Origin of the sequence: Streptomyces sp. NPDC047841 (genome assembly GCF_040704085.1) — a bacterium.
GTDB lineage: Bacteria > Actinomycetota > Actinomycetes > Streptomycetales > Streptomycetaceae > Streptomyces > Streptomyces argyrophylli.
On sequence record NZ_JBEYRP010000010.1, the window covers coordinates 266,090 to 288,531 of the forward strand.

Below are 22,442 nucleotides of genomic sequence, written 5' to 3' on the forward strand. Positions count from 1 at the left end.
CACGCCGCTCAACGCCCCCGTTCGGCGCCTCCGTTCACCTGGACTATCTGCGAGGTGACGTGCCCGGCGGCGGGCGAGGCCAGCCAGCGCAGGGTCTCGGCGACGTCCCCCGGTATGCCGGCGCGGCCGTTCGAGGTGTCCGCGATGAGCCTCTCCCGCCGGGCCGCGTCCATGGTGTCGCCGAAGAACTCGGTGTCCTCCACGTAGCCGGGCGCGACCACGTTGACGGTGATGCCGCGCGGGCCCAGCTCCCGGGCCAGGTCGTGGGCGTACGGGTGCAGCCCGGCCTTGGCCGCCGCGTAGGCACCCGTGCCCGAGCCCCGGTAGGCGGCGATGGAACTGAGGAACAGCACCCTTCCGCCGGGCGTGGCGAGCCGGTCCTTCAGCGCCTCGGTGAGGAGCGCCGCGGTCAGGGTGTTCTGCCGGAAGTTGACGGTCCATTGGTGGGCGACCCGGTCGAGGGGGTCGTCGCCGCCGGCCGCCGGCTCCAGGTACCCGGCTCCGCCGGCGCTGTTCACGAGCACGTCCACGGTGCCCAGCTCGTCCGCCACGAACCGGGCCACCCCGCGCACCTCACCCGGATCGGACAGGTCCGCCGCGTAGCTGAGCGCCCCGGGCACACCGGCCTCCTCCAGCACGTCCGCGCGCCGGCCGAGCAACAGCACCCGGTCCCCGTCCGCCGCGAACGCCCGCGCCGCCGCCAGCCCGATGCCCGTACCGCCGCCGCTGATCACGATGTTGCGAGTCATGATCCGAGAGTAGGAGACGGGGACGGACGACGCCGGGAGTTGTCCACAGGGCCGGCACATTCATATGACTGCCCGGGGCCTGGTGCACGTGACCGGCCGGTGCCTGGTGCGCGGCACTCAGCGCAGGCTGCGCACGTCGAGGTGCCGGAGCACCCGGTCCACGATCTCCGGGTCCGCCCCCGGTTCGCTCCGCGCCGCCAGCACCTCGTGGCGGGCGGCGCTCAGCATTTCGTTCTGGATGCGCCGCACCCGCTTGAGCCGCTTGGCCCGCTGGTGGTGCGCCTCCCGCCGCTCCTCCTCCCCCATGTCCGGACTGATCCGGATCCCGATGTCGAAGGCCCGCCGCAGCATCTGCTCGGACAGCTCCTCGGGCAGCTCCTCCACCTGCTCGATCTCCCGCAGCCGCCGCTTCGCCGCCCTCGCCGCCCGCACCGCGAGCTGCTTCTCGAACTCCTTCTCCCCTTCGGAGTCGGCCCGCACCCCCAGCCGCTTCACCAGCCAGGGCAGCGTCAGCCCCTGCACCACCAGCGTGGCGACGATCACCCCGAAGGCGATGAAGACGATCTCGTCCCGGTCGGGGAACGGCGCCCCGGCGTCCGTCTTGAGCGGCACGGCCAGCGCCAGCGCCACCGAGGCCACACCGCGCATCCCGGACCACCACATCACGACGGTCTCCCGCCAGCTCACCGGGATCTCCTCGTCGTAGTCCCGGCGGGCGTGCAGCCGCTTGGTCAGCCAGGTCGCCGGCAGCAGCCACAGCAGCCGTACGACGACCACCACGCCCACGACGGCCGCCGCCCAGCCGAGCATCTCGCCCCACCGGCCCTGGGCCGTGCGGATGGCGTTGTGCAGCTCCAGTCCGATCAGTCCGAAGGCGACGCCGGTGACGAGCGTGTCGATGATGTCCCAGAAGGTGTGTCCGGCGAGCCGGGTCATCACGTCGTCGGCGTCGGTGGCGTACTCGGCGAGGAAGAGCGCCGTGGTGAGCACCGCGAGCACCCCGGAGCCGTGCAGCTTCTCGGCGAGCACGTAGGAGGCGTACGGCACCAGCAGGGTCATGCCGATCTGCAGGGTCGGATCGCCGAGGAGGTCCATCAGCCTGTTCGCGCCCCAGCCCAGCGCCAGGCCCACGGCCACCGCGACGACCGCGGACAGCACCAGGTCCAGACCGGCCCGCCAGGGCGAGAACGCACCGCTCACGGCCGCCGCGATGGCCACGTGGTACAGCACGATGGCGGTGACGTCGTTGAAGAGGCCCTCGCCCTCCAGGATCGACACCAGCCGGCGCGGCAGCCCCAGCTGTCCGGCGACGCTGGTCGCGGCGACCGGGTCCGGCGGCGCGATCAGGGCACCCAGCGCGACGGCGGCGGCAATCGGCAGCCCCGGCACGACGGCGTTGGCGACGAACGCCACGCACACCGTCGTGACGAACACCAGGGCCACGGCCAGCAGGAAGATCGGCCGGATGTTGGCCGCGAACTGCCGCCAGGAGGTCCGGCGCACGGCGGCGTAGAGCAGCGGTGGCAGCAGTCCGGGCAGGATCAGGTCCGGCGGGATGTTCACGTTGGGCACGAAATCGGCCACGGCCAGGGCCCCGCCGAACAGGGTCATCAGCACGGGCGCCGGCAGCCCGAACCGGTCCCCCAACGGGACGCTCACCAGGGCCCCGAGCAGCAGTACGAACAACAGAGCCAGCTGGTCCACGGACGGCGCTCCGGGAGTCGACGATCACACGGCAGACCTCAAGCCTGCCACGACGCCCGCGACCCGGCGTACCGACGCCTTGACGCCCGCGCGCCCCACCGCAGGACCGTGCGACCGGCGGCGGCTCCCCGGCCCCTCAGCCCCAGTGGCCCCAGCGGCTCCGCCGGCTACAGGGTCCGGCGCATCGCCCGGTGCGGTATGCCCGCGTCCGGGAACTCCGGGCCGTACGCCTCGTAGCCGAGCCGCTCGTAGAAACCCAGGGCCTGGGTCTGCGCGTGCAGGTCCACCGCCGTGAGGCTACGCGCGCGGGCCGCGTCCTCTATGGCGCGCACCAGGGCCGCGCCGACGCCGAGCCCACGGGCCTCCCGGGAGACGGCGAGCCGGCCCAGGGAGCCAACCGCCGGGTCCCCGCCGGTCTTCGCGGCCGCCGCCTCACCGTGCAGCAGGCGCCCGGTGCCCAGCGGCACCCCGTCGTCGCGGACCGCCAGCACGTGCACGGCCACGGCGTCGTAGGCGTCGTACTCGATGTCCTCGGCCACGCCCTGCTCGGCCACGAAGACCTCCTTGCGCACCGCGAAGCAGGCCTCGCGGTCGGCGGGGTCCTCGGCGACCCGGACGGTGTACGCGGGGCTCACGCCCATGTCTCCTCCCGGACCTGGTCGAGGGCCTGCTGGAGGTCCTCGGGGTAGTCGCTCTCGAACTCGACCCACGAGCCGTCGCCGGGGTGCTCGAAGCCGAGGCGGACGGCGTGCAGCCACTGGCGGGTCAGGCGCAGCCGCTTGGCGAGGGTGGGGTCGGCGCCGTAGGTGAGGTCGCCGACGCACGGGTGGCGGTGGGCGGCCATGTGGACGCGGATCTGGTGGGTGCGGCCCGTCTCCAGCTTGACGTCCAGCAGGGAGGCGGCGCGGAAGGCCTCGATGAGGTCGTAGTGGGTCACCGAGGGCTTGCCGTCGGCCGTGACCGCCCACTTGTAGTCGTGGTTCGGGTGGCGGCCGATCGGGGCGTCGATGGTGCCGCTCGTCGGGTCCGGGTGGCCCTGGACCAGGGTGTGGTAGCGCTTGTCGACCGTGCGCTCCTTGAACTGGCGCTTGAGCGACGTGTACGCCCGCTCCGACTTGGCGACCACCATCAGGCCCGACGTGCCGACGTCCAGCCGGTGCACGATGCCCTGGCGCTCGGCGGCGCCGGACGTGGAGATGCGGTACCCGGCGGCGGCGAGACCGCCGATGACGGTGGGGCCGGACCAGCCCGGCGACGGGTGCGCGGCCACGCCGACCGGCTTGACGATCACGACCACGTCATCGTCGTCGTGCACGATCTCCATGCCCTCGACCGGCTCGGCGACCACCTGCACCGGCGCGGGCGCCTGCGGCATCTCGACCTCGAGCCAGGCGCCGCCGCGCACCCGCTCGGACTTGCCGACCACCGCGCCGTCGACCTGGACCTTGCCGGCCGCGGCCAGCTCCGCCGCCTTCGTGCGGGAGAAGCCGAACATGCGGGAGATGGCGGCGTCGACGCGCTCGCCCTCCAGGCCGTCGGGCACGGGCAGGGTACGGATCTCGGGAATCGTGCTCACCCGTCGAGTATGCCGGACGGGCCGGACGGCTCCGCACGAGCCTGTGGAAAACCCGGGAGGGTGGGATCAGTCCTTGTGGACCGTGCCGTCGGGGTCCAGGCCGCGGAAGGACAGCAGCACGATCAGGATGCCGCCGCACACGATGGCCGAGTCCGCGAGGTTGAACACGGCGAAGCCCTTGGGCGCGATGAAGTCCACCACCTCGCCCTCGAAGACGCCCGGCGCCCGGAAGATCCGGTCGGTGAGGTTGCCGAGCGCGCCGCCGAGCAGCAGGCCGAGCGCGACGGCCCAGGGGAAGCTGTACAGCTTGCGGGCCAGGCGGATGATCACGACGATCACGGCCGCGGCGATCAGCGTGAAGATCACCGTGAAGGCCGCGCCGAACCCGAAGGCGGCACCCGGGTTGCGGATCGCGTGCAGCTCCAGCAGGTCCCCGACGACCTGGATGGGCGTGTGCCCCTCCAGACGGGACACGACGAGCATCTTGCTGACCAGGTCGAGGGCGTACGCGAACGCGGCCACCGCGAACAGCACGGCGATCCGGCGCCCGCGGCCGGTCCGCGCCGCCGTGGCCCCCTGCCCGCCCGCGCCGGTGCCGGCGGGCGCCCCGGCCGCCGCCGTGTGCTCGCCGCCGTCGTCCGGGGTGTCCGGCGTACCGATGATCCGCTCCGCCTCTGCCACGTGAGTCCCTCAACCTAGGTGCCCTGACTGAGGACGAGACTACGGCACGTCCCGAGGGCCCCTCGCGCTCAGGAGCGGCGTTCCTGCTTCTGCTTGCACTCCACGCACAGCGTGGCCCTGGGGAACGCCTGCATCCGGGCCTTCCCGATGGGGTTGCCGCAGTTCTCGCACACGCCGTAGGTGCCCGCGTCGAGCCGTTCCAGGGCGCGCTCGGTCTGGACCAGCATCTCGCGCGCGTTGGCGGCCAGCGCCAGCTCGTGCTCGCGCGTGATGTTCTTGGTGCCGGTGTCGGCCTGGTCGTCGCCGGCGCCGTCACCGGAGTCCCGCATCAGGCCGACCAGGGACGCCTCGGACGAGCTGATCTCCTCCCGCAGCCGCTCCATCTCGGACTGCAGCTCCGCGCGCGCCCCGTCGACCTCCTCCGCGGTCCAGGGGTCCTCGCCGGGGCGTACCGCCAGTTCGCCGGGCTCCACCGCGCCGAGCCTCGCCTTGGGAACGGCGGTCTGTTCCGCCGTGGCCGTGCCAGGAGTCTTCTTCGCAACCACTGTCGTGGCTCCCGTCTGCTTCGCGGCCCGCGCCGCGCCCGCGTCCTTGGTCGTGCTCGTGGCGGCCGCCTCCTTCACCGCTGCCTTGTCGGCAGCGGCCTTCCCGGGGGCGGCCTTCTTGGCGACGGCCTTCTTGCCGGCCGCTTCCTCCGCGGCCGTCGCCTCGGCGGCCGCTTCCTTCACCGCGGACTTCTCCGCCGCGGCCGTCCGGTGGGCGGCCGGCCGCTTCGTGGCCGTCTTCCTCAGCGCGGCCTTCTCCGCCACGGCCGGCTTCCCAGCCGCCGCGTCCTTCACCGCCGGCTTCCCGGCGACCGCCTTGGCGGCCGTCCTGCCTGCCGCCCCTCCGGCCGTCTCCTGCACAGCCACCCTCTTCTCGGCGGCCTTCTTCTGAGCGGCCTTCTTCTCAGGCGTCTTCTTCTCAGCCGCCTTCTTCGCAGCCTTCCCCGCGGCGGCCGATTTCCTCCCTCCGACCGCCTTGGTGTCCACCGTCCTGGCGTCCACCGTCCTGGCGTCCACCACCTTGGTGTCCACCACCTTGGTGTCCACCGCATCAACGGCGGCAGTCTTGGCGGCGGCCGTCTTCGCGGCAGCCGTGTCCGTGGCGGCCGTCCTGCCCGGAGCCGTCTTCTTGGTGGCAGACCTCGCGCCGGTCTTCCCGGTCGCCGGCTGCTGTACGGCGGTCTTCTTCGCCACCATGGCCGCGGCCCCTTCACATATTGTGATCTTGCTCGCGAATCGTGCTGGGACGATAAATCGACTTGAGTCCCGCGGCAACGGGGCACACCGCCCGATTCGCCCGCCCGCACCCCCCGAGCCACGGGCATGCATCCGTTGTGCCCAGCTCCCCGCCGGGTAATCCGCCGGACCGCGCCCGCACCGGCCCCGGCGCCCGCGCCCCTCGCCATTCGGGTCATGCGGCCCGGTCGCAGGGCCCGCGCCCGCGCCGCCCGGAAAACCGGTCCGCCGCTGTCCGCGCGGCGCCGTACACTGGGCGGAGCGAGAAGCGTGGATGGGGACGAGTAGCGGCGTAGGCAGCCCAGAGCGACCCGGGGACGGTGTGAGCCCGGGGGCGAGCGCGACGTGAAGATCACCCCGGAGCCGCCGGAAGAAAGCCGCAGCCGCAGGGCGGCGGCGAGTAGAACCGGCTTCGCGACCCCAATGAGGGGGCTCACCGGCGCGTACGGCGTGGCGGGGGGCCAAGGAGGGTGGTACCGCGGGAGCGCGCCGCACACGGCGTAGACAGAACGAAGGCTCTCGTCCCTCCGACGGAAGGCAGCAAGTCCGTTGGAGGATGCTCGCAGATGACAGCGCCGACGTACCGCCAGGTGCCCGCACAGGTCGACCTGCCCGCTCTTGAACACGCCGTGCTCGACTTCTGGCGCGAGCAGAAGATCTTCGCCAAGAGCCTGGAGCAGTCCGAGGGCCGCCCGGAATGGGTGTTCTACGAGGGCCCGCCCACCGCGAACGGCATGCCCGGCGCCCACCACATCGAGGCCCGCGTCTTCAAGGACGTCTTCCCCCGCTTCCGCACCATGCGCGGCTACCACGTGGCCCGCAAGGCGGGCTGGGACTGCCACGGACTGCCCGTCGAGCTGGCCGTCGAGAAGGAGCTGGGCTTCTCCGGCAAGCCGGACATCGAGGCGTACGGCATCGCCGAGTTCAACGCCAAGTGCCGCGAGTCCGTGACCCGGCACACCGACGCGTTCGCCGAGCTGACGACCCGCATGGGCTACTGGGTCGACCTGGACGACGCCTACCGGACCATGGACCCCGACTACGTGCAGTCGGTGTGGTGGTCGCTGAAGCAGATCTTCGACAAGGGGCTCCTCACCCAGGACTACCGGGTCGCCCCCTGGTGCCCGCGCTGCGGCACCGGCCTGTCCGACCACGAGCTGGCGCAGGGGTACGAGACGGTCGTCGACCCGTCGGTGTACGTCCGTTTCCCGCTCACCTCCGGTCCGCTCGCCGGCCAGGCCGCGCTCCTGGTGTGGACGACGACCCCCTGGACCCTGGTGTCGAACACGGCGGTCGCCGCGCACCCGGAGGTGACCTACGTGGTCGCCACCGACGGCGAGGAGAAGCTCGTCGTCGCCGAGCCGCTCGTCGCCAAGGCGCTCGGCGAGGGTTGGGAGACCACGGGCCAGACCTTCACCGGCGCCGAGATGGAGCGCTGGACGTACCAACGCCCCTTCGAGCTGGTGGAGTTCCCGGCCCCGGCGCACTTCGTCGTGAACGCCGAGTACGTCACCACCGACGACGGCACGGGTCTGGTGCACCAGTCCCCGGCCTTCGGCGAGGACGACCTCAGGGTCTGCCGCTCCTACGGCCTGCCGGTCGTCAACCCGGTCCGCCCGGACGGCACCTTCGAGGAGGACGTCCCGCTGGTCGGCGGCGTCTTCTTCAAGAAAGCGGACGAAAAGCTCACCGACGACCTCGACCAGCGCGGTCTGCTCTTCAAGCACCTGCCGTACGAACACAGCTATCCGCACTGCTGGCGCTGCCACACCGCGCTGCTCTACTACGCGCAGCCCTCCTGGTACATCCGCACGACGGCCATCAAGGACCGGCTCATCCAGGAGAACGAGAAGACCAACTGGTTCCCGGAGACGGTCAAGCACGGCCGGTACGGCGACTGGCTGGACAACAACATCGACTGGGCACTGTCCCGCAACCGCTACTGGGGCACCCCGCTGCCGATCTGGCGCTGCGGGGAGGACCACCTCACCTGCGTCGGCTCCCTCACCGAGCTGAGCGAGCTGACCGGCACCGACCAGTCGGGCCTCGACCCGCACCGCCCGTACATCGACGAGGTCACCTTCGCCTGCCCCCAGGAGGGCTGCGGCGCGACGGCCACGCGCGTGCCGGAGGTCATCGACGCCTGGTACGACTCGGGCTCGATGCCGTTCGCGCAGTGGGGCTACCCGTACAAGAACAAGGAGCTGTTCGAGAGCCGGTACCCGGCGCAGTTCATCTCCGAGGCGATCGACCAGACCCGCGGCTGGTTCTACACGCTGATGGCCGTCGGCACGCTCGTCTTCGACAAGTCGTCGTACGAGAACGTCGTCTGCCTGGGCCACATCCTGGCCGAGGACGGCCGCAAGATGTCCAAGCACCTGGGCAACATCCTGCAGCCGATCCCGCTCATGGACCAGCACGGCGCGGACGCGGTGCGCTGGTTCATGGCGGCCGGCGGCTCCCCGTGGGCCGCGCGCCGGGTGGGCCACGGCACCATCCAGGAGGTCGTCCGCAAGACGCTGCTGACCTACTGGAACACGGTCGCCTTCCAGGCCCTGTACGCCCGTACGTCGAACTGGGCGCCGTCCGCGGCGGACCCGGCGCCGGCCGAGCGCCCGGTGCTGGACCGGTGGCTGCTGTCCGAGCTGCACGCGCTCACCGACCAGGTGACGCAGGCGCTGGAGGCGTACGACACCCAGCGCGCCGGCAAGCTGCTGTCCGCGTTCGTCGACGACCTGTCGAACTGGTACGTCCGCCGTTCCCGCCGCCGCTTCTGGCAGGGCGACAAGGCCGCGCTGCGCACGCTGCACGAGGTGCTGGAGACGGTCACCAAGCTGATGGCGCCGATCACCCCGTTCATCACCGAACGGGTGTGGCAGGACCTGGTCGTTCCGGTCACCCCCGGCGCGCCGGAGTCCGTGCACCTGGCCACCTGGCCGGAGGCGGACCTGTCGGCGATCGACCCGGAGCTGTCGAAGCAGATGGTCCTGGTCCGCCGGCTGGTCGAGCTGGGCCGCGCCACGCGCGCGGAGTCCGGTGTCAAGACGCGTCAGCCGCTGTCCCGGGCGCTGATCGCCGCGACCGGGTTCGAGGCACTGCACACGGAGCTGCACACGCAGATCACGGAGGAGCTGAACGTCGAGGGACTGGCGTCGCTCAGCGAGGTCGGCGGCAGCCTGGTCGACACGACCGCGAAGGCCAACTTCCGGGCGCTCGGCAAGCGGTTCGGCAAGCGGGTGCAGGACGTGGCGAAGGCGATCGCCGCCGCCGACGCCGCCGCGCTGTCCCTCGCCCTGCGCGAGGGCACGGCCTCCGTGGAGCTCGACGGGGAGACGGTCAGCCTCGCTCCGGACGAGGTGATCATCACCGAGACCCCGCGCGAGGGCTGGTCGGTGGCCTCCGACTCCGGTGCCACGGTGGCGCTGGACCTGGAGATCACCGAGGAGCTGCGGCAGGCGGGCCTGGCCCGTGACGCGATCCGGCTGATCCAGGAGGCCCGCAAGAACAGCGGCCTGGACGTCGCCGACCGGATCGCGCTGCGCTGGACCTCCACGGACCCGGCCGTGATGGCGGCCCTCGCCGAGCACGCGGGGCTGATCGCCGACGAGGTGCTGTCGACCGACTTCGGGCAGGGCGAGGCCGACGACAGCTTCGGTGAGCCGTTCACCGACGAGGGGCTGTCCCTCACGTTCCGGCTGCGCAAGGCGTAAGCGCCCAGCGGTGCGCGAAGGGCCCGGCCTCCCTCAGGGGAGGCCGGGCCCTTCCTTCATGGGCCGTCTCGTCACGCAACCCGCGTAAAAAGGGCGGGCCCCCGGGACCGAAGTCCGGGGGGCCCGCCCTATCAGACGCTGCCGACGCCGTTGTCGTACTGGTGGCCGGTGCTCAGTTGTCGTCCTCGTCGATCAGGAACCCACGCATCGGCGAGGGAGCCTGACCCATCGGGGACGGGCCCTGCGGGCGGACCGGAGCCATGGGCTGGGTCATGGCCGGGGTCATCTGCTGCTGGCCGCCGTAGGACGGGCCGGACGGCGAGGGGTTGCCCCCCATCGTCTGGTTGCCGCCGTAGGACGGGGCGCTGGCGCCGGCCGGGGCCATGGAGGGCGCCGGGGACGGCGGCAGGGACGCGGTGGCCGGGGTGCGCGGCGGGGCCAGCGAGTCGTCGGCCTGGGTCTCCAGCTGACGCAGCTGCGACTCCAGGTACGACTTCAGGCGCGTGCGGTACTCGCGCTCGAAGCCGCGCAGGTCCTCGACCTTGCGCTCCAGTGTGGCGCGGGCGGACTCCAGGGAGCCCATGGCGACGCGGTGCTTCTCCTGCGCGTCCCGCTCCAGGGCGTCGGCCTTGGCACGGGCGTCACGCTCCAGACCCTCGGCGCGGCTGCGGGCCTCGCCGACGATCTTGTTGGCCTCGGAGCGGGCCTCGGCGATCGCCTGGTCGGCGGTCTGCTGGGCCAGCGAGAGGACACGGGCGGCGCTGTCGCCACCGGGGCCCTGACCGGGGCCGCCCATCGGACCGCCCATGGGGCCACCCATGGGACCGCCCATCGGGCCGCCCATCTGCTGCTGCATGGGCGGCTGACCGCCCATCGGGCCCTGACCCATCGGACCCTGGCCCATCGGGCCGGGACCCTGCGGGCCGCCCTGACCGCCGGGGCCGGCGGGCAGCTGCGGGGCACCGCTCGGCAGCTGGGGCGGACCACCCATGGGGCCACCCATCTGCTGCTGCGGCGGGCCCGATATCCCGGCGGGCACGGGAGCGCCGGGACCTCGCATGCCCTGCTGCTGCTGGTGCTGCTGCTGGTGCTGGTGCTGTTGGTGCTGCTGCTGGTCCTGCTCGGGGGGCTTGCGCGCGTTCTGCTGGTTCTGCGCGGCGGCACGGGTGGCCGCGGCCAGCTTGGCGCGCAGGTCCTCGTTCTCGCGGAGCAGACGGGTCAGTTCGGCTTCGACCTCGTCGAGGAAGGCATCGACCTCGTCCTCGTCATAGCCTTCTCGGAGGCGGACGGTCGTGAACTGCTTGTTCCGCACGTCCTCGGGGGTCAACGGCATCTCTTCACCTCAACGTAGTCATCGGCAGTCGGCAAGACCGGATCGTCCCCATCCTCATCTCACGAAGCTCCCCGCGACGGAGATGAGAATGTAGACGATGATCATCAGTACGAAGAAGGACAGGTCGAGCGCCACGCCCCCGAGACGCAGCGGCGGGATGAACCGCCGCAGAAGCTTCAGCGGTGGATCGGTGACAGTGTAGGTGGCCTCCAGTACGACCACCATCGCCTTGCCGGGTTGCCACGAGCGGGCGAACTGGAAAACGTAGTCCATGACCAGCCGGAAGATGAGCACGACGAGGAACACCATCAGCGCGATGTAGATCACCTGCGCGAACACGCTCATGGCCTGTGGTTCCCTCTCCCCTGTTCCGTGCTCTTCCGTGCTTCGATCCGGCCGTACGTCTCAGCTCTGGTTGAAGAACCCGCCCTCTGCGATGCGGGCCTTGTCCTCCGCCGTGACATCGACGTTAGCAGGAGACAACAGGAACACCTTCTGCGTCACCCGCTCGATGCTGCCGTGAAGACCAAACACCAAACCGGCCGCAAAGTCGACAAGTCGCTTGGCGTCTGTGTCATCCATCTCAGTCAGATTCATGATCACCGGGGTGCCCTCACGGAAGTGTTCCCCGATGGTACGGGCCTCGTTGTAGGTCCGCGGGTGGAGCGTGGTGATCCGGTAAGGCTCTCGTTCCGACACGACCTTGGGCATGATCACCGGCGCGTTCTTCTCCAGGGACTGACGTTCTTGTGTGATGGATGCCACGGGCGCGATCCGCGCCGGGCGTCCGGATTCCGCGGCGAGCGAGGTCGAACGGGCCACCGGTTCGCGAGGCGCGGGCGGTTGTACGATTCGCACCTCTTCGTCCCTTTGGGACTGGTGTGCACCGTGCGACTGGTGCGACGGCTCGTGCCGTCGGTGGTCTCGCTCGGGCTCCGGGTCCAGTTCGGGCTCGAAGTCGTCGTCGGGGTCGAATCCGCGGCCGTCGTACCCATCGTCCTCCACGAGGCCGAGGTAGACCGCCATCTTGCGCATCGCGCCGGCCATGCTCTGAGTCCTCCGCTCTGTGGTGGATCGACTGACGACTGCCAAGTGCCCGCGATCCACGTGGTCGTTGTGCCCGCCTTGGCGCGCACTGACCATATTTTCTGCTGTGGTCCGACTTCCTGGCGACGTTACCCGAGCCTGGGGCGGACTCCGAGTACCGCGGTGCCGACGCGCACATGTGTCGCCCCGGCGGCCACGGCCTGTTCGAGGTCCGCGCTCATCCCTGCCGACACCATGGTTGCAGTCGGATGGGCGCGGCGCAGGTCAGTCGACAAAACCACCAGGCGCTCGAACGCCGCCTGTTCGCGCCCCGCGTATTCCCCGGTGAGCGGAGCGACGGTCATCAGCCCGTCGAGCCGCAGTCCGGGCGCCTCGGCGACGAGGTCGGCCAACTCTTCGATTCCTGCCGGGGCCACGCCACCGCGGTCGCCCCTGCCGCTCGCGCCGGCGTCGAACGCGACCTGGATGAGGCATCCGACCTCGCGCTCCGCCCGCACCGCCTCCTTCGACAGCGCGGCGACGAGCCGGGAACGGTCGACGGACTGCACGACATCGGCGTAACCGACCACGGAACGGACCTTGTTGGTCTGCAACTGACCGACAAAGTGCCACTTCAGGGCCAGATCCGCACAGGCGGCGGCCTTGGGGGCCGCGTCCTGGTCGCGGTTCTCGGCGACATGGCGCACCCCGAGTTCCGACAGGATCCGCACATCGCTCGCCGGGTAGGTCTTGGTGACCACGATCAGGGTCACCTCCTCCCGCGCGCGCCCGGCCGCCGCGCATGCGGCGGCGATGCGCTCCTCCACCTTCGCCAGATTCGCGGCGAGTTCGGTCTTACGGTCCGTCATGCCCCATCAGTCCAGCCAGACATAGCCCGCGAGCCGCCCGGTGGTGCGGTCGCGGCGGTACGAGAAGTGGTCGTCCGACTCCAGCGTGCACACCGGCGCCTGCGCCCGGTCGCACACCCCGAGCCGGTCGAGCTGCGCGTGCACCCCGGCGCTCACATCGAGCGCCGGCGTGCCCCAGCTCGTTTCGGCGTGCGCCGCCGGCTCGACGGCGGCCGCCTCGGCGCGCATCGCCTCCGGCACCTCGTAGCACCGGCCGCACACGCACGGGCCGGTGCGGGCGACGATCCGGCGCGCCTCGGCACCAAGTCCGACCATGGCGCGTACGGCGGCGGGGACGACCCCCTTGAGCATGCCGGGCCGGCCGGCGTGGGCCGCGGCGACGATCCCGGCCACGGGGTCGGCCAGCAGCACCGGCACGCAGTCGGCGGTGAGGACGGCGAGGGCGAGTCCGCGCCGGGCGGTGACGATCGCGTCGACCTCCGGCACCGGCTGCTCGCCCCACGGCTCGTCCACCACGGCGACGTCGGCGCCGTGCACCTGGTTCATCCAGACGACCCGGCCGGGGTCCAGGCCGAGCGACTTGGCCGCCAGCTCCCGGTTGCCCTGGACCGCCTCGGGCGCGTCACCGACCGCGCCGCCGAGGTTCAGCTCCTCATACGGAGCGGCGCTCACCCCGCCCCACCGGTCGGTGAAGGCGAAGTGCGCGCCGCTCACGCTCTCGCGCTGTCCTATCACTTGAGGAAGTCCGGGACGTCCAGTTCCTCGGCCGCGCTGTCCGAGTAGGTCCGGGGCGCCGGCGTCACCGGCGGAGCGACCGGGATCTCCGTCACCGGCTCGGGCGCCGGCTCCGGCTCCTCCTTGGGCTTGACGCTGCCCAGCGAGCCGAAGGACGGACGGCTCGGCTCGCTCGGCCGGGCCGGAGCGGGCTCCTCGCGGCGGGCGGGGGCCGGTCCGGAGGCCGCGCCGAGGACGTTGTCCCGGCGGGCGGGCGGCTGGCCGCCGTCGAAGCCGGCCGCGATGACGGTGACCCGGACCTCGTCGCCGAGGGCGTCGTCGATGACCGCGCCGAAGATGATGTTGGCCTCGGGGTGGGCGGCCTCGCTGACCAGCTGGGCGGCCTCGTTGATCTCGAACAGGCCGAGGTCGGAGCCGCCGGAGATGGAGAGCAGCACGCCACGGGCGCCGTCGATGGACGCCTCCAGCAACGGCGAGGAGATCGCCATCTCGGCCGCGGCCACCGCGCGGTCGTCGCCGCGGGCCGAGCCGATGCCCATGAGGGCCGAACCGGCCTCGGACATGACCGACTTGACGTCGGCGAAGTCGAGGTTGATCAGGCCGGGGGTGGTGATGAGGTCGGTGATGCCCTGAACACCGGAGAGCAGGACCTGGTCGGCGGACTTGAAGGCGTCCAGGACCGAGACCTGGCGGTCCGAGATGGACAGCAGCCGGTCGTTCGGGATGACGATGAGGGTGTCGACCTCTTCGCGGAGCTCGGCGATGCCGTCCTCGGCCTGGTTCGCGCGGCGCCGTCCCTCGAAGGTGAACGGGCGGGTGACCACACCAATGGTGAGGGCGCCCAGCGAGCGCGCGATGTTGGCCACGACGGGCGCGCCGCCGGTGCCGGTGCCGCCGCCTTCACCGGCCGTCACGAAGACCATGTCGGCCCCCTTGAGGACCTCCTCGATCTCCTCGCGGTGGTCCTCGGCGGCCTTGCGGCCGACGGCCGGGTTGGCTCCGGCGCCGAGTCCGCGGGTGAGTTCGCGGCCGACGTCGAGCTTGACGTCGGCGTCGCTCATCAACAGCGCCTGTGCATCGGTGTTGATGGCGATGAACTCGACGCCCTTGAGACCGACCTCGATCATCCGGTTGATGGCATTGACACCACCGCCGCCGACACCGATGACCTTGATGACTGCGAGGTAGTTCTGCGGTGCTGCCACGTCGAAGGCCTCTCGCCTCGAATTACGTTGTCGCCGCCGTGCGGTGCCCCGCGCCGGGACGACGGATGCCGAATGGGACGGTCCGTAGCGCCGACCCGAACCCTAACCCTGAAGTTTAGGGTTACCAGTGTGTCTGTTCCCTGGAGTCTTCTGAACAGGACACTAAGTCGACAAGTGGCGCCCGTTCAACGAACACGCCGAACCTCCCGTTTTTCTTTTCACCCTATGTGATCAGCCGTAGCGGTGCCCAACCAGGGTGCTGGCCTGCGCGGATGTGCGTCAACTCCCCGATGACGCAGGGGCGGTGGGCACACTCACGTCGAAGTGCCGCGCGCCGGGGGATGCTTTCATGAGAGCCGTGAGGGCCCGCGCCTTGGCGCGGCCCTGCTCGCCGCTGCCCCACTCGACGGTGCGCCCGCCGGCCAGCTCCAGCGTGATGTCGTCGTAGGTGCGCACGTGGACGGTCCGGGTGGCCCTCGCCACCGCGGCCGGCAGGTCCCCCGCGGCCCGGACCGCCTCGCGCACCAGCCGGTCGGTGCCGAAGCGCCGGAAGCTGGCGGCGCCGGGACCCGTCCGGGACGCGGACAGTTCCAGCATCGGAACGCCGTCCGGCGCCCGCGCGACCGTGGCGAAGCGAACACCGTCGTCGTCGACTTCGACGAAGTTCCCGCCCTTTCGGATCAGCAGGACCGGAGTGCGCTCGATCACGTTCAGGCCGATTCCATGCGGCCAGGAACGAATCACCTCTACGGTGTCAATTCTGGGCAATTTCCGGCGAAGTCGGGCTTCGATGGCCTCCGTATTGGCGGAAATCATCGGTTTTCCGACGGGCACGGCCGCCGCCTGGCGCACCTCGGCCGGGGTCAGCACGCGCGTGCCCGACACCGAGACGTGCTCGACGCGCAGCCACGTGGAGCCGTACAGGACCCAGGCGGAACCGCCCCCGAGGAGCACGAGGAGGGCGGCCAGGGCGACGATCGCGCGAAGGCGCCGCCGTGCCGGCCCGCGGGCGGGCGGCGGGCCGGACGACTCCTGCTGGCGTTCTCCGCGCTCGGCGGTGGAGGGTCCGGCCACGCTGCTCACTGCCCTTTCGTCATACGGTCCTACCGGCGCGAGGCGATCGCCTCGTACACCATGCCGACGAGCAGGTCGTCGGCGTCCCGGCGGCCGAACTCGCTCGCCGCGCGGGACATCTCGTACAGCCGGTGCGGGTCGGCGAGCACGGGCAGCACGTTCTGCTGCACCCACTCGGGCGTCAGCTCCGCGTCGTCGACGAGGAGCCCGCCGCCGGCCTTGACCACCGGCTGGGCGTTGAGCCGCTGTTCGCCGTTGCCGATGGGCAGCGGGACGTAGGCGGCCGGGAGTCCGACGGCGGAGAGTTCGGCGACGGTCATCGCGCCCGCGCGGCAGAGCATCATGTCGGCCGCGGCGTACGCGAGGTCCATCCGGTCCAGGTAACTTACCGGGATATAGGGGGGCATTCCCGGCATCTGGTGCACCTGCGGCAGTTCGTTCTTCGGGCCGACCGCGTGCAGGATCTGGATGCCGGCCTGCTGGAGCCACGGGGCGACCGCCTGCGTCACCTCGTTCAGCCGCCGGGCGCCCTGCGAGCCGCCGGAGACGAGCAGCGTGGGCAGGTTGGGATCGAGGCCGAAGCGGTGGCGGGCCTCGGGCCGGACGGCGGCGCGGTCCAGCGTGGCGATGGAGCGGCGCAGCGGGATGCCGATGTAGCGGGCGTCACGCAGCTTGCTGTCCGGGGTGGAGACGGCGACCCGGGCCGCGTACCGCGAGCCGATCTTGTTGGCCAGGCCCGGCCGGGCGTTGGCCTCGTGGATCACGATGGGCACGCCGAGGCGCTTGGCGGCCAGATAGCCGGGCAGGGCGACGTAGCCGCCGAAGCCGACCACGCAGTCCGCCTTGGTGCGCTCCAGGATCTGCTCGGCGGCCTTGATCGTGCCGCGCAGCCGCCCCGGGACGGTGATCAGCTCGGGGGTGGGCTTGCGCGGCAGGGGCACCGCCGGGATCAGCGCGAGCTCGTAGCCGCGCTCCGGGACGAGCCGGGTCTCCAGGCCGCGCTCCGTGCCCAGGGCCGTGATCCCCACGGTCGGGTCCTGCCTGCGCAGGGCGTCCGCGAGGGCGAGCGCGGGCTCGATGTGGCCGGCGGTCCCCCCACCGGCGAGTACGACATGCACCGAAATTCACCGCTCTCCGGACGAACGCGCCGCCGAGGCACGCCGTCGCATCGTGTTCCATCTCCGAGGAGCCCCGGTCGGCCTTTTGACGGGCCCTGGGTCTCCCGCCCGCTTTCTACCAAAGCGAGGTTGCCGCATCGCAAGCGCCGCCCGCGCAGCGGGCTCGTCGCGCGCGAAGGCGATCAGCAGCCCGATGGCGAACATGGTCGGCAGCAGGGCGGACCCTCCGTAGGAGAACAGCGGGAGGGGGACACCGGCGATCGGCAGCAGACCGAGCACCGCACCGATGTTGATCACCGCCTGGGCGGTGATCCAGGTGGTCACGCCTCCCGCGGCATACCTCACGAAGGGGTCCTCCGTGCGTCCGGCCACGCGGATACCCGCATAGCCTAGAGCCGCGAACAGGGCGAGCACCGACAGTGTCCCCGCCAGACCCAGTTCCTCACCGGTGACGGCGAAGATGAAGTCGGTGTGGGCCTCCGGGAGTTGGCCCCATTTTTCCACACTCGCGCCGAGTCCGGAGCCGAAGAGTCCGCCGGAGGCCAGGGCGTAGATGCCGTGCACGGCCTGCCAGCAGTCGGCGACCCCGGCCTTGGGCTCGGTGGCGCCGATGCAGGCGAGGCGGGCCATCCGGTTGGGGCTCGTCTTGATGAGCGTCACACCGATCAGGGCGGCGACGGACAGTACGCCCGCGAACAGCCGGGTCGGCGCGCCCGCCAGCCAGAGCAGGCCGAACAGGATCGCCGTGAGGATGATCGCGGTGCCCATGTCGCCGCCGAGCATGATCAGCCCGAGCAGCAGGAACGCGACCGGGACCAGCGGCACCAGCATGTGCTTCCACTGGGTCAGCAGCTTCCTCTCCTGCTTGCGGGCGATCAGGTCCGCCCCCCACAGCACCAGGGCGAGCTTGCCGAACTCGCTGGGCTGGATCTGGAAGGAGCCGCCGAGGGAGATCCAGTTCTGGTTGCCGTTGACCGCCATCCCTATCCCGGGCACCTGCACCAGGGCCATCAGGAAGACGGCGCCGGCGAGGATCGGGTAGGCCAGCGCCCGGTGCAGCTTCACCGGCATGCGGGAGGCGGCGAACAGCAGTGCGCCGCCGATCAGCGCGGCGAGGAACTGCTTGCGGAAGAAGTACGACCCGGGCAGCGACAGCTGGAGCGCGGTGATCTGGGAGGCCGAGTAGACCATCACCAAGCCCAGCACAGTGATCAGCACACTGCCGCCGACGACCAGGTAGTAGGCGGTCAGCGGCCGGTCCCAGGCCTTGCGCGCGCGTGTGCAGAGCCGTTGTACGGGGTTCTCGCGCGGAGGCCGGAAGACGGCGGAACGCGGGCGTCGGGACGCCCGCTGCACGGGTGGCCGGCCGGTACGGCTACTGGGCATCGGCGCCTCCGCTGAACGTCGACCGTCCCACGCGTCCCTCCCAAGATCCGCCCGGCAGGCGGCCGGGGTCAGGCGCCGAGTTCGCGGACCGCCGCCGCGAACGCGTCGCCGCGCTGGTTGTAGTTGGTGAACATGTCCATGGAGGCGCAGGCCGGGGCCAGCAGCACCGTGTCGCCGGGCCGAGCCAGCCGCCTCGCTTCCGTCACCGCCTGGAGCATCGCCCCAGTGTCGGTCCGTTCGAGGTCGACCACGGGTACTTCCGGCGCGTGTCGCGCGAGGGCGTCCCGGATCAGGGCCCGATCGGCACCGATCAGGACGGCACCGCGAAGCCGCTTCGCCGACTTGGCGACCAGCTCGTCGAAGGTCGCGCCCTTCGCCAGACCGCCCGCGATCCATACGATCGGTTCGTAGGACGCCAAAGAGGCTTCCGCAGCATGGGTGTTGGTCGCCTTGGAGTCGTCCACGTACGCGACCCCGTCGATGTCGGCGACGTGCGAGATGCGGTGGGCGTCCGGGCGGAAGGCCCGCAGACCGTCCCGTACGGCGCTCGCGGGCACCCCGAAGGCGCGCGCGAGGGCGGCGGCGGCGAGCGCGTTGGCGATGTTGTGCGGCGCGGGCGGGTTGACGTCGGAGACCTCGGCCAGCTCCTGCGCGTTCTCGTGCCGGTTCTCGACGAAGGCCCGGTCGACCAGGATGCCGTCCACGACGCCGAGTTGGGAGGGCCCGGGCGTGCCGAGCGTGAACCCGACGGCACGGCAGCCCTCTTCGACGTCGGCCTCGCGCACGAGGTCCTCGGTGGCCTTGTCGGCGACGTTGTAGACGCAGGCGACCTTGTTGCCCTCGTAGACGCGGCCCTTGTCGCGCGCGTACGCCTCCATGGAGCCGTGCCAGTCCAGGTGGTCCGGCGCGAGGTTGAGGACGACCGCGGAGTGCGCCCGCAGCGAGGGCGCCCAGTGGAGCTGGTAGCTGGACAGCTCCACGGCGAGGACGTCGTACCGCTCCTCGCCGAGGACGGCGTCCAGCAGGGAGACGCCGATGTTGCCCACGGCGGCCGTGCGCAGGCCCGCCGCCGTCAGGATGGAGGCGAGCATCTGGACGGTCGTGGTCTTGCCGTTGGTGCCCGTCACGGCCAGCCACGGGGCCGCGTCCGGGCCGCGCAGCCGCCAGGCCAGCTCCACGTCGCCCCAGACGGGCACACCGGCCCGGCCGGCGGCGAGGAACAGCGGCTTGTCCGGCTTCCAGCCGGGCGCGGTGACGATCAGCTCGGTGCCCTCCGGCAGGGTCTCGCCGTCGCCGAGGCGCACGGTGACGCCGAGCGCCTCCAGCTCCGCGGCCTGCTCCCGCGCGCGTGCGTCGTCGCCGTCGTTGACGACCGTGACGATCGCCCCGCGCGCGTGCAGCGCTCTGGCCGCCGGGACGCCGGAGACGCCGAGCCCGGCGACGGTGACGTGCTTGCCCTGGAAGTCGGAAGGCCCAGAAGGCACCGAGGAGGTCACTTGTCCGCTGCCCATCCCGCGTAGAAGAGGCCCAGTCCGACGATCACACAGATGCCCTGGATGATCCAGAACCGGACCACCACCAGGACCTCGGACCAGCCCTTGAGTTCGAAGTGGTGCTGGAGCGGTGCCATCCGGAAGACGCGCTTGCCGGTGAGCCGGAAGGAGCCGACCTGGATGACGACCGACATGGTGATGAGGACGAACAGGCCGCCCATGATGGCCACCAGCAGCTCCGTGCGGGAGAGGATGGCCAGGCCGGTGAGGACACCGCCGAGGGCGAGCGAGCCGGTGTCGCCCATGAAGATCTTCGCCGGCGAGGTGTTCCACCACAGGAAGCCGAGGCAGGCACCCATCAGCGCGGAGGCGACCACGGCCAGGTCCAGCGGGTCGCGCACCTCGTAGCAGGCGCCGGGGTTGGTCAGGGTGCCCGCGTTCGCGCAGGACTCCTGGAACTGCCAGACGCCGATGAAGGTGTAGGCGCCGAAGACGAGCACGGAGGCGCCGGTGGCCAGACCGTCCAGGCCGTCGGTGAGGTTCACGCCGTTCGACATCGCGAGGATCATGAACAGCGCCCAGACGACGAACAGCACCGGGCCGATGGACCAGCCGAAGTCGGTGATGAACGACAGCTTGGTGGAGGCCGGGGTGTTGCCGCGGGCGTCGGAGAACTGGAGCGACAGCACGGCGAAGGCGATGCCGACGATCAGCTGGCCGGCCATCTTCGCCTTGGCCCGCAGGCCCAGCGAGCGCCGCTTGACGATCTTGATGTAGTCGTCGAGGAAGCCGACCAGGCCCATGCCGGCCATCAGGCCGAGGACGAGCAGCCCGGAGTAGGTGGGCGGGTAACCGGTGATGAGCTTGCTCAGGAAGTACGCGGCGATCGTCGCCAGGATGAAGGCGATACCGCCCATGGTCGGCGTACCGCGCTTGCTGGCGTGCTCGCGCGGGCCGTCGTCACGGATGTACTGGCCGTAGCCCTTGCGGGCGAGGAGCTTGATCAGCAGCGGGGTGCCGACCAGCGTCAGGAAGAGGCCAATGACTCCTGAGAACAGGATCTGCTTCATCATCGGGCGGCAACCTCACCCTCGGCGCCGGTCTCGACGAGCGCCTGGGCGACGCTCTCCAGACCCACCGAACGGGACGCCTTCACGAGCACGACGTCCCCCGGGCGCAACTCGCTGCGCAACAGGTCGATCGCCGCCTGTGCGTCGGACACGTGCACCGACTCCTCACCCCACGAACCCTCGTTATATGCGCCCAATTGCAGCCAGGAGGCCTCAATCCCCCCGACGGCGACGAGCTTGCTGACGTTGAGCCGGACGGCGAGCCGTCCGACGGCGTCGTGCTCGGCGAGCGCCTCGTCCCCCAGCTCGGCCATCTTGCCGAGCACCGCCCACGTGCGGCGCCCCTTGCCCATGGCCGCGAGCGCCCTGAGGGCGGCCCGCATGGACTCGGGGTTGGCGTTGTAGGCGTCGTTGACGATGGTCACGCCGTCCGGGCGCTCGGTGACCTCCATGCGCCAGCGGGAGAGGGAGCCCGCCTCGGAGAGCGCGGTGGCGATCTCTTCCGCGGACATGCCCAGCTCATGGGCGACGGCGGCCGCGGCGAGCGCGTTCGACACGTGGTGCTCACCGTACAGGCGCATCGTCAGATCACTTGCACCGGAGGGTGTGTGAAGCCTGAAGGAGGGCTGTCCGCTGTCCGTGAGTCGTACGTTCTCGGCCCGTACGTCCGCTTCGGCCGACTCTCCGAAAAGGACCACCTTCGCCTTGGTACGGGAGGCCATGGCGCGCACCAGCGGGTCGTCGGCGTTGAGGACCGCCACGCCGCCCTCCTCGGCCGCCGGGAGCGCCTCCACGAGTTCGCCCTTGGCCTGGGCGATCTGCTCACGTCCGCCGAACTCGCCGATGTGGGCGCTGCCGACGTTGAGCACCAGGCCGATCCTCGGCGGGGTGAGGCCGGTGAGGTAGCGGATGTGCCCGATGCCCCGGGCGCCCATCTCCAGCACGAGGAACCGGGTTTCCTCGGTGGCGGACAGGGCGGTCAGCGGCAGCCCGATCTCGTTGTTGAGCGAGCCGGGCGTGAACACCGTCGGCGCCTTGCGCCGGAGCACCTGGGCGATGAGGTCCTTGGTGCTGGTCTTGCCGGCCGAGCCGGTCAGGGCGACGAGGGTCGCGCCGAGCCGGCGTACGACGTGCCGGGCGAGGGCGCCGAGGGCCGTCTGGACGTCCTCGACGACGATCGCGGGAACGCCGACCGGGCGGGAGGCCAGCACGGCGACCGCGCCGGCCTCGGTCACCGCGCGCGCGTAGTCGTGCCCGTCCACGCGCTCGCCGACGAAGGCGGCGAACAGGCTGCCGGGCACCACCTCGCGGGAGTCCCGGACGACCGGTCCCGTGACCTGTACGGACGGATCCGGTATGTCGTGCGTCTGCCCGCCGACGACTGCTGCGATCTCGGCGAGGGAGAGGGCGATCACAAGTTCATCCCCTGGGTC

19 protein-coding genes are annotated in these 22,442 nt (G+C 71.3%); 1 reads left to right on the forward strand and 18 read right to left on the reverse strand.

Annotated elements, in window-relative coordinates:
* Positions 1 to 8: 8 nt before the first annotated feature.
* The 6 genes from AB0947_RS18730 to AB0947_RS18755 form a co-directional block, all read right to left on the reverse strand.
* Positions 9 to 749 carry an SDR family oxidoreductase gene (locus tag AB0947_RS18730; protein WP_366751422.1) on the reverse strand — a complete coding sequence of 247 codons (741 nt, stop codon included), beginning with the start codon at positions 747 to 749 and terminating at the stop codon, positions 9 to 11.
* 117 nt (positions 750 to 866) lie between these two features.
* The gene (locus tag AB0947_RS18735; RefSeq protein WP_366751423.1) at positions 867 to 2,453 is read right to left on the reverse strand and encodes a Na+/H+ antiporter; all 1,587 of its coding nucleotides are present in this window, start codon (positions 2,451 to 2,453) and stop codon (positions 867 to 869) included.
* A 167-nt stretch (positions 2,454 to 2,620) separates the two neighbouring features.
* Complete coding sequence (locus AB0947_RS18740) at positions 2,621 to 3,094, reverse strand: GNAT family N-acetyltransferase (RefSeq protein ID WP_366751424.1); 474 nt, start codon at positions 3,092 to 3,094, stop codon at positions 2,621 to 2,623.
* Complete coding sequence (locus tag AB0947_RS18745) at positions 3,085 to 4,029, reverse strand: RluA family pseudouridine synthase (protein ID WP_356344375.1); 945 nt, start codon at positions 4,027 to 4,029, stop codon at positions 3,085 to 3,087. Before AB0947_RS18745 ends, AB0947_RS18740 begins: the two co-directional genes overlap by 10 nt.
* Before the next feature lie 66 nt (positions 4,030 to 4,095).
* Positions 4,096 to 4,710, reverse strand: a complete 615-nt coding sequence (gene lspA / locus AB0947_RS18750; protein ID WP_366751425.1) for a signal peptidase II — start codon at positions 4,708 to 4,710, stop codon at positions 4,096 to 4,098.
* 68 nt (positions 4,711 to 4,778) lie between these two features.
* Positions 4,779 to 5,951, reverse strand: a complete 1,173-nt coding sequence (locus tag AB0947_RS18755; protein ID WP_366751426.1) for a TraR/DksA family transcriptional regulator — start codon at positions 5,949 to 5,951, stop codon at positions 4,779 to 4,781.
* Positions 5,952 to 6,556: 605 nt separating this feature from the next.
* Here AB0947_RS18755 and ileS point away from each other — a divergent pair.
* A complete protein-coding gene (gene ileS / locus AB0947_RS18760; RefSeq protein WP_366751427.1) occupies positions 6,557 to 9,700 on the forward strand; it encodes an isoleucine--tRNA ligase in 3,144 nt (1,047 codons plus the stop codon).
* A 172-nt stretch (positions 9,701 to 9,872) separates the two neighbouring features.
* On the opposite strand, the gene AB0947_RS18765 is transcribed toward ileS, so the two are convergent.
* From AB0947_RS18765 to murF, 12 genes are all read right to left on the reverse strand, one after another.
* Complete coding sequence (locus AB0947_RS18765) at positions 9,873 to 11,033, reverse strand: DivIVA domain-containing protein (RefSeq protein WP_366751428.1); 1,161 nt, start codon at positions 11,031 to 11,033, stop codon at positions 9,873 to 9,875.
* A gap of 54 nt (positions 11,034 to 11,087) precedes the next feature.
* The gene (locus AB0947_RS18770; RefSeq protein WP_030347861.1) at positions 11,088 to 11,378 is read right to left on the reverse strand and encodes a YggT family protein; all 291 of its coding nucleotides are present in this window, start codon (positions 11,376 to 11,378) and stop codon (positions 11,088 to 11,090) included.
* 60 nt (positions 11,379 to 11,438) lie between these two features.
* Complete coding sequence (gene sepF / locus AB0947_RS18775; protein WP_030642042.1) at positions 11,439 to 12,080, reverse strand: cell division protein SepF; 642 nt, start codon at positions 12,078 to 12,080, stop codon at positions 11,439 to 11,441.
* A 128-nt stretch (positions 12,081 to 12,208) separates the two neighbouring features.
* Positions 12,209 to 12,928, reverse strand: coding sequence for a YggS family pyridoxal phosphate-dependent enzyme (locus tag AB0947_RS18780; protein WP_366751429.1), 720 nt, complete (start codon positions 12,926 to 12,928; stop codon positions 12,209 to 12,211).
* Positions 12,929 to 12,934: 6 nt separating this feature from the next.
* Positions 12,935 to 13,663: a peptidoglycan editing factor PgeF gene (gene pgeF / locus AB0947_RS18785; protein WP_366751430.1), complete on the reverse strand. Its 729-nt coding sequence runs from the start codon at positions 13,661 to 13,663 to the stop codon at positions 12,935 to 12,937.
* Positions 13,660 to 14,868, reverse strand: coding sequence for a cell division protein FtsZ (ftsZ, locus tag AB0947_RS18790; RefSeq protein WP_225809222.1), 1,209 nt, complete (start codon positions 14,866 to 14,868; stop codon positions 13,660 to 13,662). The genes pgeF and ftsZ overlap by 4 nt, the downstream gene beginning before the upstream one ends.
* Positions 14,869 to 15,147: 279 nt before the next feature.
* Positions 15,148 to 15,942, reverse strand: a complete 795-nt coding sequence (locus AB0947_RS18795; protein WP_366751503.1) for an FtsQ-type POTRA domain-containing protein — start codon at positions 15,940 to 15,942, stop codon at positions 15,148 to 15,150.
* A 29-nt stretch (positions 15,943 to 15,971) separates the two neighbouring features.
* On the reverse strand, positions 15,972 to 17,060 hold the full coding sequence (gene murG / locus AB0947_RS18800; RefSeq protein ID WP_171157169.1) for an undecaprenyldiphospho-muramoylpentapeptide beta-N-acetylglucosaminyltransferase: 1,089 nt from the start codon (positions 17,058 to 17,060) through the stop codon (positions 15,972 to 15,974).
* 6 nt (positions 17,061 to 17,066) lie between these two features.
* Positions 17,067 to 18,446, reverse strand: a complete 1,380-nt coding sequence (gene ftsW / locus AB0947_RS18805; RefSeq protein WP_366751431.1) for a putative lipid II flippase FtsW — start codon at positions 18,444 to 18,446, stop codon at positions 17,067 to 17,069.
* Positions 18,447 to 18,514: 68 nt separating this feature from the next.
* Positions 18,515 to 19,957: a UDP-N-acetylmuramoyl-L-alanine--D-glutamate ligase gene (murD, locus tag AB0947_RS18810; RefSeq protein WP_366751432.1), complete on the reverse strand. Its 1,443-nt coding sequence runs from the start codon at positions 19,955 to 19,957 to the stop codon at positions 18,515 to 18,517.
* Positions 19,939 to 21,009, reverse strand: a complete 1,071-nt coding sequence (gene mraY / locus AB0947_RS18815) for a phospho-N-acetylmuramoyl-pentapeptide-transferase (RefSeq protein WP_366751504.1) — start codon at positions 21,007 to 21,009, stop codon at positions 19,939 to 19,941. The genes murD and mraY overlap by 19 nt, the downstream gene beginning before the upstream one ends.
* On the reverse strand, positions 21,009 to 22,424 hold the full coding sequence (gene murF, locus AB0947_RS18820) for a UDP-N-acetylmuramoyl-tripeptide--D-alanyl-D-alanine ligase (protein ID WP_366751433.1): 1,416 nt from the start codon (positions 22,422 to 22,424) through the stop codon (positions 21,009 to 21,011). The genes mraY and murF overlap by 1 nt, the downstream gene beginning before the upstream one ends.
* Positions 22,425 to 22,442 lie beyond the last annotated feature (18 nt).